General features: G+C 40.4%; 12 protein-coding genes. 3 read left to right on the forward strand and 9 right to left on the reverse strand.

Annotated elements, in window-relative coordinates; translation table 11 throughout:
- Nucleotides 1–17: 17 nt before the first annotated feature.
- The 9 genes from ilvC to C4F40_RS12750 all read right to left on the reverse strand — a co-directional run bounded on the left by ilvC (nt 18) and on the right by C4F40_RS12750 (nt 10,164).
- Nucleotides 18–1,499, reverse strand: coding sequence for a ketol-acid reductoisomerase (gene ilvC, locus C4F40_RS12710; protein ID WP_196939761.1), 1,482 nt, complete (start codon nt 1,497–1,499; stop codon nt 18–20).
- Nucleotides 1,500–1,613: 114 nt separating this feature from the next.
- A complete protein-coding gene (locus C4F40_RS12715; RefSeq protein WP_196939762.1) occupies nt 1,614–2,081 on the reverse strand; it encodes a DinB family protein in 468 nt (155 codons plus the stop codon).
- Nucleotides 2,082–2,169: 88 nt separating this feature from the next.
- Nucleotides 2,170–2,760, reverse strand: coding sequence for an acetolactate synthase small subunit (gene ilvN / locus C4F40_RS12720; protein WP_196939763.1), 591 nt, complete (start codon nt 2,758–2,760; stop codon nt 2,170–2,172).
- Between the two features lie 2 nt (nt 2,761–2,762).
- A complete protein-coding gene (gene ilvB, locus C4F40_RS12725) occupies nt 2,763–4,502 on the reverse strand; it encodes a biosynthetic-type acetolactate synthase large subunit (protein WP_196939764.1) in 1,740 nt (579 codons plus the stop codon).
- Between the two features lie 110 nt (nt 4,503–4,612).
- Nucleotides 4,613–6,313 carry a dihydroxy-acid dehydratase gene (ilvD, locus tag C4F40_RS12730; protein WP_196939765.1) on the reverse strand — a complete coding sequence of 567 codons (1,701 nt, stop codon included), beginning with the start codon at nt 6,311–6,313 and terminating at the stop codon, nt 4,613–4,615.
- Nucleotides 6,297–7,187 (reverse strand): branched-chain amino acid transaminase, encoded by an 891-nt coding sequence (locus C4F40_RS12735; RefSeq protein ID WP_196939766.1) that lies wholly within the window; start codon nt 7,185–7,187, stop codon nt 6,297–6,299. Before C4F40_RS12735 ends, ilvD begins: the two co-directional genes overlap by 17 nt.
- Before the next feature lie 365 nt (nt 7,188–7,552).
- The gene (atpC, locus tag C4F40_RS12740) at nt 7,553–7,801 is read right to left on the reverse strand and encodes an ATP synthase F1 subunit epsilon (protein WP_196939767.1); all 249 of its coding nucleotides are present in this window, start codon (nt 7,799–7,801) and stop codon (nt 7,553–7,555) included.
- An 83-nt stretch (nt 7,802–7,884) separates the two neighbouring features.
- Entirely contained in the window at nt 7,885–9,387 is a 1,503-nt protein-coding gene (gene atpD / locus C4F40_RS12745) for a F0F1 ATP synthase subunit beta (RefSeq protein ID WP_196939768.1), read from the reverse strand.
- Between the two features lie 183 nt (nt 9,388–9,570).
- Nucleotides 9,571–10,164, reverse strand: coding sequence for a hypothetical protein (locus C4F40_RS12750; protein WP_196939769.1), 594 nt, complete (start codon nt 10,162–10,164; stop codon nt 9,571–9,573).
- A gap of 152 nt (nt 10,165–10,316) precedes the next feature.
- On the opposite strand from C4F40_RS12750, the gene C4F40_RS12755 reads away from it, so the two are divergent.
- The 3 genes from C4F40_RS12755 (at nt 10,317) to C4F40_RS12765 (ending at nt 13,188) form a co-directional block, all read left to right on the forward strand.
- A complete protein-coding gene (locus C4F40_RS12755) occupies nt 10,317–11,030 on the forward strand; it encodes a CoA transferase subunit A (RefSeq protein ID WP_196939770.1) in 714 nt (237 codons plus the stop codon).
- 4 nt (nt 11,031–11,034) lie between these two features.
- Nucleotides 11,035–11,664, forward strand: a complete 630-nt coding sequence (locus C4F40_RS12760; RefSeq protein WP_196939771.1) for a 3-oxoacid CoA-transferase subunit B — start codon at nt 11,035–11,037, stop codon at nt 11,662–11,664.
- Between the two features lie 90 nt (nt 11,665–11,754).
- A complete protein-coding gene (locus tag C4F40_RS12765) occupies nt 11,755–13,188 on the forward strand; it encodes a glycoside hydrolase family 28 protein (RefSeq protein WP_196939772.1) in 1,434 nt (477 codons plus the stop codon).
- Nucleotides 13,189–13,579 lie beyond the last annotated feature (391 nt).

The raw sequence follows: 13,579 nt of genomic DNA on the forward strand, positions 1-13,579 counted from the left end.
GATCTAGAATTCTGTAATTAGATCGTTTTTATCGTTTTCATTGCCGTCATCGCTTTACGTAGTTTTCTACCGACGATTTCAACCGGGTGGTCTCGTAAAAGTTCATTTACCTGTACTAGTTTTACATTATCTACAGAGCCATCTTTTCCATCATTAAAGTTTTTACCAACCAGCTCCGTGTCTACTTTTTTCATGAAGTCTGCCAATAGCGGTTTACAGGCCTGGTCAAATAAATAACATCCGTATTCCGCTGTATCCGAAATAACACGGTTCATTTCGAATAATTTTTTACGTGCAATCGTATTTGCGATCAACGGAGTTTCGTGTAATGACTCGTAGTAAGCAGATTCAGCTTTGATACCCGCTTCAACCATTGTCTCGAACGCCAATTCAACACCAGCTCTTACGAAAGCAACCATTAATGTGTAGTTGTCAAAATATTCTTGCTCAGCAATTTTTACATCGCCCGCGGGTGTTTTTTCAAAAGCCGTTTCTCCTGTTTCCGCTCTCCATTTTAACAAATTAGCATCGCCGTTCGCCCAGTCTTCCATCATTGTTTTTGAGAATTCACCGGAGATGATATCATCTTGGTGTTTTTGGAACAACGGACGCATAATATCTTTTAATTCCTCCGAGATCTCAAAAGCTTTGAGCTTTGCCGGATTGCTCAAGCGATCCAACATACCGCTCACACCACCATGCTTTAATGCTTCTGTGATTACTTCAACCCCGTATTGTACCAATTTAGAAGCGTATCCTGCGTCTATTCCCTTTTCGACCATTTTGTCGAAAGAAAGAATAGAACCCGTTTGTAACAAACCACAAAGGATAGTTTGTTCGCCCATTAAGTCAGATTTTACTTCCGCTACGAATGAGGATTTCAACACACCCGCACGGTCGCCACCTGTACCCACGCAGTACGCTTTGGCTTCAGCCCAACCTTTACCTTGAGGATCATTTTCGGGATGAACGGCAATTAAGGTGGGTACGCCAAAACCTCTTAAATATTCTGCACGTACCTCAGATCCCGGACATTTAGGCGCCACCATGATGACGGTTAAGTCTTTACGGATTTGCATGCCCTCTTCCACAATATTGAAACCATGTGAATACGATAAGGTTGCACCTTGTTTCATCAACGGCATTACTGCATTGATGACAGAAGTATGTTGTTTATCTGGAGTTAAATTGATCACAAGATCCGCTGTAGGAATTAGTTCTTCGTATGTTCCTACGTTGAAATTGTTGTCCGTTGCGTTTTTCCAAGAATCTCTTTTTTGTTCAATAGCTTCTTTACGTAATGTGTAAGACACATCTAATCCGCTATCTCTTAAGTTTAAACCTTGGTTTAGACCTTGAGCGCCACATCCTACAATTACAATCTTTTTACCTTTTAAAGCTTGTACGCCATCTGCGAATTCTGATGAATCCATAAATTCTGCTTGTCCTAACTGTCTTAGTTGTTCTCTAAGAGGTAATGTGTTGAAATAATTTGCCATTTTCTTTTATCAGTGTTTAGTATTTAGTACAAAGTATGGAGATTCCTATAGCGTTTACGAATGACCTCTATTTTCTATTGTAATCTCTTGTTCTTTAATTTTTATCCTTGTTCCTTAATCCCTTTTGATTATCCGTCTTTGTGCCAGAGCATAACCAAAATGAAGATTATCATGACCTATAGTAGTGGTAATGACATCCTCAATAGTTGGCATGATCTCTTTATACGTATCGGTTGCAAACGGAGTGATTTCTGTAAAAACACCGGCATAATAGTCTTTTTCTATCTGTTCAACCGTTTGGATAGCCAATACTTTCAAATTATCGACTTCTTCTTGTGTAACGGGATACGCCGGTTTGGTTCCTTTCGTATAAGCTGCGCCATATTTAACGATATAATTGGGTTGTACTCCTGTACGAAGATAACACAGCCCCTGAGTTGCAACGACAATATGCCCAAAATTCCAGATGATATTGTTGTTAAATCCTTCGGGAATATGGTTCAGCTCTTGAATATTGAACCTGTCTATTAAGGTAATAAAGGCCTTACGCGCCTGTATAATGTATTTGAATGTCTTTTCCATTTTTTGGTATTGCGTATTTAGTACAAAGTATTGAGACTTGCGTGGTTTGTAAACAAGTCTTTTATCCTTGTTCCTTCATCTCTGCTCCTTACATTGTAAAAACATTGTCCTGTTGATCGAGGAACTCGTTTTCCACGATTTCTGGCGAAGGCTCTGTTTTCTCGAACTGAATTAATTTCGAGTGGAAGCCAGCGCTTTCCTTAATGATAGCGATACGCGCTCCGCGCACGAATTCAATGAGCTTATATTTACCCAACTCCTCCGTTAATCGATCGATCTCCTCACGATGGCCGGCAGTTTCAAAAACGATATAGTCGTTACGTATTACCACTACATTTGCGCCGTACTGGCGTAATAACCGCTCGACATACGCCTTCTCCGCGATCACATGTGCAGGTACTTTATATAAAGCCTGCTCTTGCCAGATCAATTCATCATTCGTGTTGAAATATGCTTTCAGTACTTCCACCTGTTTTTCAATCTGACGGCATAGCTTACGCACTACTTCTTCAGATTCGGTAATTAAAATAGTAAAGCGATGAATGCCGTCTACTTCAGAGGGAGAGGTGTTTAAGCTCTCAATATTAATTTTACGCCTCGAAAAAATCCCGGAGATACGTCCTATCATACCGATAGAGTTCTCTGTATATAAGGTGATGGTATATTCTTGTTTTTCCATTTTTACTTCAATCTAATTTCCGATACAGATGTGCCTTGCGCTACCATAGGGAACACATTGTTTTCCTTACCTACCATTACTTCCAAAAGATAAGAGCCGTCGTGATCTAACATTGTCTTTAGTGCATTGCGTAAATCTTTACGTTCTGAAATTTTGTTGCCATCTATATAATACCCTTTTGCCACCGCTACGAAGTCAGGACTTGTAATATTTACGAAAGAATAGCGTCTGTCATGGAAGAGCTGCTGCCATTGACGCACCATCCCCAAAAATTCATTGTTTAGAATTAAGATTTTGACTTTAGCACCAAATTGCATAATTGTTCCCAGTTCCTGAATAGTCATTTGGATACCACCATCCCCAATGATGGCCACCACGTCACGGTCTGGAGCACCATACCAAGCGCCAATAGCTGCGGGTAATCCAAATCCCATAGTTCCTAATCCTCCCGAAGTAACATTGGAATTGGAAGAGTTAAATTTAGCATAGCGGCAGGTTACCATTTGGTGCTGACCAACATCTGTAACGATTACCGCATTACCGCCGGTCAGTTCGTTCAATACGTTAATGACCTCACCCATGGTCATCACATCACTTGTCGGGTTAAGTTCGTCGTAGATTACCTCTTTTATCTCCTCTTTTTCCAGTTCGCGGAATTCTTGAAGCCAGTTACTGTGATCCACTCGGCTGATTAAATTGGTCAAGAGCGGTAAAGTTTCCTTACAATCTCCCCAAACAGGCACCGTAGCTTTTACGTTTTTGTCGATCTCTGCAGGATCAATATCCAAATGAACTACTTTAGCTTGTTTTGCATACTTGTCCAAACGTCCAGTTACCCGATCATCAAATCGCATACCTATGGCAATTAAAACATCACATTCGTTGGTCATGACATTAGGCGCATAGTTTCCGTGCATGCCCAACATACCAACGTGCTGTGGGTGGTCTGTTTCTAGCGCACTCAGACCCATTACAGTTGTAGCAGCAGGAAATCCTCCTTTTTCAATGAAATTTTTGAACTCTTGCTCTGCCTTTCCTAAGATAACACCTTGGCCAAAGATTACGAATGGTTTTTTCGCTTCATTGATCAATTGAGCCGCCTGCTCGACATATTCATGACGAACGATAGGTTTAGGCCGGTAACTCCGGATATGATTACAGAATTCGTAGCCTTTATAATCGAATAATTGCAACTGTGCATTTTTAGTAATGTCGATCAATACGGGGCCAGGTCGACCTGTGCGTGCAATATAAAAAGCCTTCGCCAGTACACCTGGAATTTCGGTGGCATCTGTCACTTGATAGTTCCATTTTGTAACAGGTGTCGTAATATTAATAACATCTGTTTCCTGGAAAGCATCTGTTCCGAGTAAAGAGGCGAAGACCTGTCCGGTGATGCAGACAATAGGGTTGCTATCGATCATGGCATCTGCTAATCCAGTGACTAGATTAGTCGCACCAGGGCCACTCGTAGCAAAAGCGACACCTACACGATTTGATGTTCGCGCATAACCTTGTGCCGCATGGATTCCTCCTTGTTCGTGGCGCACGAGGATATGGGTCAATTTATCATTGTAATCGTATAAGGCATCATAGATTGGCATAATAGCGCCACCCGGATATCCAAAAATGGTATCTACCCCTTCATGGATCAAGGCCTCTAAGACCGCTTGCGAACCGCTCAATTGTTGTGTAGTAGCGGGAGCAGTTTGTTCCTTTTCCGTTTTTTCCAGTGTACTCATTTTTTCAGTATTTAGATATTAGATTTGAGAAGTTAGATTTGATATACTGTCTAATTCTTCTCCATTTTCTAGTTTATAGTACTTAAATTGAAAGCCTATCTCATGTCTGATTACAAATCCGTCACACAGCCCTGTGAAGCATCAGCAACAGTTTTTGCGTATTTGTACAATACACCCTTTGTTACTTTTAATGCTGGTTGTGTCCATGTAGCACGACGGCTGGCAATCTCCTCTTCTGGTACGTTTAGATTCAACGTATTATTTACCGCATCGATTTCGATAATATCGTCATCCTTTACCAACCCGATCAGCCCGCCTTCGTAAGCTTCCGGAGTGATGTGTCCTACGACAAAGCCGTGGGTACCACCAGAGAAACGACCGTCGGTAATTAAGGCGATAGACTTGCCTAGCCCCGCACCGATAATCAAAGCGGTAGGTTTCAACATCTCAGGCATTCCAGGAGCTCCTTTGGGGCCTTCATTCTTGATTACGACAACATCGCCCGGTTTAATTCTGCCTGATGAAACACCTGCCACCAAATCGTGTTCGCCATCAAATACACGGGCAGGACCGCTAAATTTCTCCCCTTCTTTACCCGATATTTTCGCAACAGAACCTTTTTCTGCTAGATTACCGTATAGAATCTGCAAATGCCCTGTCGCTTTAATCGGGTTGTCCAGTTTTTGAATAATTGGTTGGTTATAATCAATCACCGATTTTACGCCCTCTAAATTTTCAGCCAGTGTTTTGCCCGTTACCGTTAAGCAATCCCCGTGCAACAGACCTTCATCCAACAGGTAGCGCAGCACGGCAGGCACACCACCGTACTGGTGTAAATCTTGCATTAAATATTTGCCAGATGGTTTGAAGTCTGCCAATACCGGAGTTTCATCCGACATCCGTTGGAAATCATCTTGTGTAATGTCTACACCTACTGATTTACCAATAGCAATAAAGTGCAGTACCGCATTTGTAGAACCTCCTAATATAACGATGGTACGAATGGCATTTTCAAAAGCTTTCCGCGTCATGATGTCAGACGGCTTTATGTCTTTTTCTAAAAGAATTTTGATATATTTTCCAGCTTCAAGGCATTCGTCTTGTTTTTCTGTAGATACGGCCGGATTGGAAGAGGAGTAAGGCAAGCTCATTCCCAAAGCTTCAATTGCCGAAGCCATTGTATTAGCCGTATACATACCTCCGCATGCCCCTGCTCCCGGGCAAGTGTGTCTGATTACGCCATCGTAGTCTTCATCCGAAATAGTACCTGCTATTTTCTTACCCAATGCTTCGAAAGCAGACACAATATTTAATTCCTCCCCTTTATAGTGTCCCGGGGCAATCGTACCACCATATACCATAATGGCCGGACGGTCTAGGCGACCCATTGCCATAATAGCTCCAGGCATATTCTTATCACAACCTGGAATGGCAATTACTCCATCGTAATATTGTCCACCACAGATGGTTTCGATGCTATCTGCAATGACATCACGAGATACTAAGGAATAACGCATACCATCAGTGCCATTACTCATACCATCGCTGACACCGATCGTGCCAAACGTTAAGCCTACTAGGTCGTTGGCCCATACGCCCTTTTTTACGACCTGTGCCAAATCGTTCAAATGCATATTACACGTGTTACCATCGTAACCCATACTTGCGATACCCACTTGCGCTTTTTCCATATCCGCATCGGTCAATCCGATTCCATACAACATGGCTTTGGCCGCCGGTTGTGTTTTGTCTTGTGTAAAAATACGGCTATACTTGTTTAATACGTTTGTGCTGTCAGATGATGACTTCATAATTCTCTTGCTCTAATACTAAATTTTTATATTTTCTTTGGATAGATGCTCCTATTGTATGCTCCCAAGGCTCTTGGTACAACACATGATCCACTTGTTTTACACCAATGATCCCCGCTGCTGTGCCACTTAGAAAAGCACTGTCAGCCTGATAAACATCTTCGACCGTTAGTTTCTTCTCAATGAGCTCAAAGTTTAGATCTTTACAAATATCAATTACCGTTTGACGGGTGATGCCCGGGAAGATGTTTTCCAATGGCGGTGTGTAAATTTTGAAATCCTTTTCTATAAATATATTCTCACTGGATGCCTGTGCCACAAAACCCTCTTGATCTAATAGTAGCGCCTCATCAAATCCATTTTTAATTGCCCCGCTTGTGGCCATGATAGAATTGATGTACTGTCCCGATATTTTGACATCTACGCGGAATGATTTTGGGCTAGGGCGTTCAATACTGGAGATGTTTACTTTTAATAAATTCTGGCCCAAGTATGGTCCCCATTCCCATGCGGCTATCATCATATTGGCGTCGTCAGACGAAGTCAAATGCATGTTGGAACCAGAAAAAACCAAAGGTCTAATATAAGCGGATCTTAAATTATTAGCCGCCAATAGTTCATATGTTTTTTCGATCAACACCCGGTTATTCCAAGAATAGGGCAGGTTAATGGCATTGCATGATTTTTCTAAACGCTCAAAATGTTCTTCAGCTTTGAATATTCGGGTGCCATTGTGTGTACTGTATGACCGGAGTCCCTCAAAAGCACCATATCCATAGTGAAGTGATTGACCAAATAGATCAATGCTAGCACTATGTGCTTTCACAAACTCGCCATTTAAATAAATTAAAGTGTTCTGATTGTAATACTGCATTTTTCCTGGTTTCTTTTTTGATGAAGAGCTCCTCCCAAAAGCTCTTATGTCAATCAAAATTATAACATTGTTAAGTTAGCTCGAATTAAAATTCTTTACAATAGCTATTCATACTATTTTAAAAAAGTTTTTTATTTTGTTATGTTTATATATTCAAAATAATATATTGTTATATTTTGTTTTAATAGGTTTATGTTCGTTAACCTGCAGACTAGAATTAAAATCGGTATGTTTTTTGAAATTGTAAGAAATGATGTCAAAGACCAAAATTCTTCCCGAAAATGATTTTTTACCAGAAAAACTATAAAAAAATAGCCCTTAAAACTTGAAGTCTTAAGGGCTATTTATAGGTGTTATTATCTTTATTAGTTCTGCACAATTCCTTCTGCTAAAACGATGACACTATTGTCCTTTACTTCTACCACGCCGCCTTTGATAATAATGACCTGCTCATCATTACCTTGTTTGATAATGACCTTACCATCGTCCAGTGTAGACACAATAGCTGCGTGATCCTTTAATATTTGAAAAGATCCTGCAGAACCGGGAACCGTAACCGCGGTTACTTCGTCTTCGTATGCTAATTTGTCTGGAGTAATAATTGTTAATTTCATTCTAACTAGAATTGAGTATTAAGTATAGCGTATTAAGATATGCGCATTAATACGCTATACTTAATACGTTGTACTCGGTACTATTAAACTGCTTCTGCTAATAATTTTTTACCTTTTTCGATTGCTTCCTCTATATTTCCCACCAAGTTGAAAGCTGCTTCAGGGTATTCGTCTACTTCTCCGTCAATGATCATGTTAAAACCTTTGATCGTGTCTTTAATGTCTACTAATACACCTTTCAGGCCTGTAAATTGCTCAGCAACATGGAAAGGTTGAGATAAGAAACGTTGAACACGACGTGCGCGTGTCACCGTTAATTTGTCTTCCTCGGATAATTCATCCATCCCTAATATGGCAATAATATCCTGAAGCTCTTTGTAGCGTTGTAAAATTTCTTTCACACGCTGCGCCGTATCGTAATGCTCATTTCCCAACACTGCCGGCGACAAAATGCGGGAAGTAGAATCCAATGGGTCTACCGCCGGATAAATACCTAACTCCGCAATCTTACGAGACAATACCGTAGTAGCATCTAAGTGGGCAAACGTTGTCGCTGGTGCAGGGTCAGTTAAGTCATCGGCAGGTACATATACCGCTTGTACCGAAGTGATGGATCCATTTTTAGTTGATGTAATGCGCTCTTGCATCAGTCCCATCTCTGTAGCCAATGTCGGCTGGTAGCCTACTGCTGAAGGCATACGACCTAAAAGAGCAGAAACCTCAGAACCGGCTTGTGTAAAACGGAATATATTATCAATAAAAAATAATACATCGCGACCTTGTCCTTCGCCATCACCATCACGGAAATATTCGGCAATTGTTAATCCAGATAGTGCTACGCGAGCACGTGCACCTGGAGGCTCATTCATTTGTCCGAATACAAATGTACATTTGGAATCTTTCAACAGTTCCTGATCTACAGTTTCCAAAGGCCATTCGCCTTTCTCCATGCCTTCCATGAAATGCTCTCCGTATTTGATAATACCTGACTCCAACATTTCACGCAACAAATCATTACCTTCACGTGTACGCTCACCCACACCTGCAAATACAGAAAGACCACCGTGCCCTTTTGCGATATTGTTGATCAACTCTTGGATTAATACAGTTTTACCTACACCAGCACCGCCGAACAAACCGATTTTACCGCCTTTAGCATATGGTTCTAATAAGTCGATAACTTTGATACCCGTAAAAAGGATTTCGGATTCGGTAGAAAGATCTTCGAACCTCGGTGGCACATTGTGAATAGAACGGCCATTAGCTTTGTCCAATGCACGAATACCATCAATAGGATCTCCAACAACGTTGAATACACGGCCCTTAATTTCTTCGCCAATAGGCATTTTAATAGGAGCGCCTGTATCTACTACTTTCATTCCGCGCACCAAACCTTCAGTTGCATCCATGGCAATAGTACGAACACGTTCTTCACCTAAATGTTGTTGAACTTCCAAAACGACACGTTGTCCATTATCTTTCTCAATGTACAATGCATCGTAAATCTTAGGAAGATTTTCATTGTCGGCAAAGTTGACGTCAACCACTGGGCCGATAATCTGTGCTATTTTACCAATATTGGGCATATTATAGGGACTAAAATTTATTAATCTATTTAATTACAGGTCATTCAACCTGTATTTTGGAATGCAAAAATAAGCTTTATCATTCTAAAAGCAAAACTTCTTCATTAAATAAATGAATGTTTTTTTTAAAACCGCTTATTTGCGAATCTGCAAATCCGTATTATTTGCGAATCTGCGATTGAATTAGGAATTTCTTTTCAGTTGTTCGTCGAGCAGCTGCCTTTTTAATTGTTGTTCTTTTTCCAGTGCTTTCTTTTTATATGCATGAAGCTCTTCTTGAAATTCTTCCGCATTTTTCTTGGAAGATACCGTGTCTACTTTTGCTTTACGGAAGGCAAAAAGAGCTATTGTAAACGCTATTGCAAGTACGATGATCAAGATCCATACAAGCGTATGGTATCCACCTTTTGAGAAGTTCGCGCCGAAGAAAGAGATACTGTCTGTTTTTAATTTTTCGGCGTCCAACTGCGTTTGTAAATGTTGGACACTGTCTGTCAACGCTACATTAGTAGATACAGTAGACGAACTCGAATTTTTTAGTTCCCTGATTTCGTTACGTAAGGTGTTGAGTGTATCACGCGTATTTTGGCGGATACGTTCTAAGTTTGTTTTACGAATTATTTTGAAATCAGCGTCCTGCGAGCGCGATAGCATATTTAGATAATAGAACTGGCTGTCAATAGAACTTTTTGTCAAGGCTTCCTGAAGATTGATTTTCTGCCCGAAAGCGTTTGAAATAAACAAAAGAAACGTGATTGCGTGTATAAGCTTAAGCATAGATAAATATAGTGTTTATTAAATGTAACATAAAATTTGAAAATATATTGCGTAGCTCCAAGTAACTCGTTATATATTTTTGTGGCTAATATCGTATTTTAAAAAGATAAACACGATATTAGGTATACCAAAAGAATAAACCCGTAGAATCTATGATAAATAAAAGTGTATCAAATGCGCTCGAAGCAATACGTGAAGTCAAGAGCGGGATGACAATCGCCGTTGGTGGATTTGGACTGTGCGGCATTCCGGAAAATCTTATTGCAGCATTGATGGCCAAAGACCTAAAAGAATTAACCTGTATCAGCAATAATGCAGGAGTGGACGATTTTGGATTGGGTCTTTTGTTACAACGCCGACAGATTAAAAAAATGATTGCTTCGTATGTAGGTGAAAATGCAGAATTTGAGCGGCAGATGTTAAGTGGTGAATTGGAGGTGGAATTGGTGCCTCAAGGTACCTTGGCTACGCGTTTAATGGCCGGGGGATATGGTCTCCCCGTAGTATATACACCCGCAGGTGTCGGCACAGAAGTGGCCGAAGGCAAAGAAGTCCGTACATTTAAATTCCATGGTGTGGAAAAGGAATATTTAATGGAATACGCGTTTGAACCAGATTTTGCCTTGGTGAAAGCCTGGAAGGGCGATCGCACAGGCAACTTAATATATAGAGGGACAGCGCAGAATTTTAACCATGCAATGGCCATGTGTGGTAAGATTACCATTGCCGAAGTAGAAGAATTGGTAGAACCGGGTGTATTGGATCCTAATTTTATTCATACCCCCGGAGTATATGTGCACCGGATTTTTCAAGGTGAAAATTACGAGAAGCGAATAGAACAGCGAACTTTTAGACCAAAAGAGTAAATCTATGCTAGATAAATATGGAATTGCAAAGCGTATTGCGAAAGAGATACAAGATGGATATTATGTAAACTTAGGTATTGGCATTCCGACCCTGGTAGCCAACTATATCTCAGAAGATATCAATGTGATGTTACAAAGTGAAAATGGATTATTAGGCATGGGCCCGTTTCCATACGAAGGAGAAGAGGATGCGGATTACATTAATGCGGGCAAGCAAACCATTACTACGCTGCCCGGTTCCGTTTTCTTTGATTCGGCGATGAGCTTTGGTATGATTCGCTCACGGAAAATTGATCTCACTATTTTGGGAGCGATGGAAGTTTCTGAACAGGGAGATATTGCCAATTGGAAGATCCCGGGTAAAATGGTAAAAGGTATGGGAGGAGCAATGGATCTTGTTGCCAGTGCGCAAAATATTATTGTCGCCATGCAACATGTAAATAAAGCAGGCGAATCCAAGTTACTTTCCGCCTGTACGTTGCCGTTAACAGGTATTAGGTGCGTGAAGAAGATCGTAACCGAATTAGGTGTTTTCGATGTATTACCTCAAGGAGGGTTTAAAATCGTTGAACTGCATGAAGGTGTTACCCTCGATCAAGTAAGATATAGTACGCAAGGAAAACTTGTGGAATAGACGCTTATTTTTTTAGATAGACACGGATTGTACAAAATTTTCCATATTTTCGAGGAGTTAAATAACGTTAGTTAATAAATTTTTCCTTATATGAATCGATTTTTTCCGATACTCTTTCTAAGTCTTTTTGTTTTTTCGCTGACAGCCTGCTCACAACATCATGAGAGTGGCCCGTGGGCAAAATTAGATAGTATTAGAGCTTTGATCGTGGCACCTACTTTTGCAGATAAAACTTATTTAATAACCGATCATGGTGCGAAAGGCGACGGCGTATTTATGAATACGGATATCATTAATAAAGTTATCACGAGCTGTTCGGAAAGCGGAGGTGGAAAAGTGGTGGTACCAAAAGGTGTCTTTTTAAGCGGAGCCATTCATTTAAAATCAAATGTGAATCTACATTTTGAAGATGGATCTAAAATTATATTCAGCCGCAATCCGCAGGACTATTTGCCGCTGGTACGATCCAGATGGGAGGGTATGGATCTAATGAACTATTCACCACTTATTTATGCCTATCAGGTAGAGAATGTCGCCATAACTGGAAACGGGGTGTTAGATGGTAACGCCGACAATCAACATTGGTGGCCTTGGAAAGCCAAGAAAGAATACGGGTGGGTCGATGGAATGGATAACCAATTGGCATCTGTGAAGAAATTGACACAACAAGTTAAAGATCGTGTTCCTGTAGCGCAGCGTATATATGGAGAGGGTGGTTTCTTAAGGCCTCCGTTTATCCAGCCCTACCAGTCCAAAAATATTGTTATTGCCGATGTGACCATAAATAATGCGCCTTTTTGGAATCTCAATCCCGTGTTGTGCGAAAATGTAATCGTGCGGGATGTGAAGATTGTAACGCATGGGCCTAATAACGATGGTTGTGACCCCGAAGCCAGTAAGAATGTACTCATAACAGGGTGTTATTTTGATACAGGAGATGACTGTATTGCCATAAAATCCGGGCGCAATGAAGACGGAAGGGATCTGGCTATTCCCGCAGAAAATATTATTATAGAAAATTGTGTCATGAAAGATGGCCACGGCGGTATTGTCATCGGAAGTGAAATTTCGGGAGGTGCAAAAAACATTTTCGCGCAAAATCTTCAGATGGATAGCCCAGAGTTAGATCGCGTTATCCGATTGAAGACAAGTTCATTAAGAGGAGGAACAATAGACGGTTTATATGTTCGGAATATTAAAGTCGGTACATATAAGGAGGCCGCTATTCGCTTTAATATGTTCTACGAGAATCCCGGCGACCACCTTCCGCAAATTAAAAATGTATGGATAGAGAACCTACAGGTCGAAAAAGGAGGGAAATTTGGCGTTTTGATAGACGCCTATAAAGAGTCTCCAATAACGAATTTTACGGTCATTAATTCGTCAATTAATGGAGTAGGTATTCCTGTTCAGAGCAATTATACAGAAAATGTTGTTTTCTCCAATTTTAAAATAAACGGAAAGATCATCGAGTCAATAGAAAGTGCAAATAATAGCAAAAAGGAAAAATCTGAAAAGTTTTAATCCTTTCTTTTTTATTCGCTTATTAGTCAATGCAAAGCCCTAAAAAGGGCTTTTGTATTTTAGAAAAGATATTGTGGTAAGCGTGGGTCGCTTCCGAAACAAGACATGACAGTTCATAACAGTTATATGAACAGCGTGTTTTATCTTAGAACACATTTATAAATCTATAATTATTTAAAAGTAATTTATGAACGCAATATTGGTGTCAGAATAAGACAATTGAAACATTGCTTACGCAACCAATTACGGAATATTTGTAAAAAGTGGTAGTCCAATCTTGTCAACAAGAACAGTCTCGGCACCTTTTCACTACCTTGCTTTGAGCGGATAGGGAAGTATAATAGTATACTGAGGGAAAGTTTACATAGAATATTTTTCATCACCGAATACT

Source organism: Sphingobacterium pedocola, from assembly GCF_015209965.1.
GTDB classification, from domain to species: domain Bacteria; phylum Bacteroidota; class Bacteroidia; order Sphingobacteriales; family Sphingobacteriaceae; genus Sphingobacterium; species Sphingobacterium pedocola.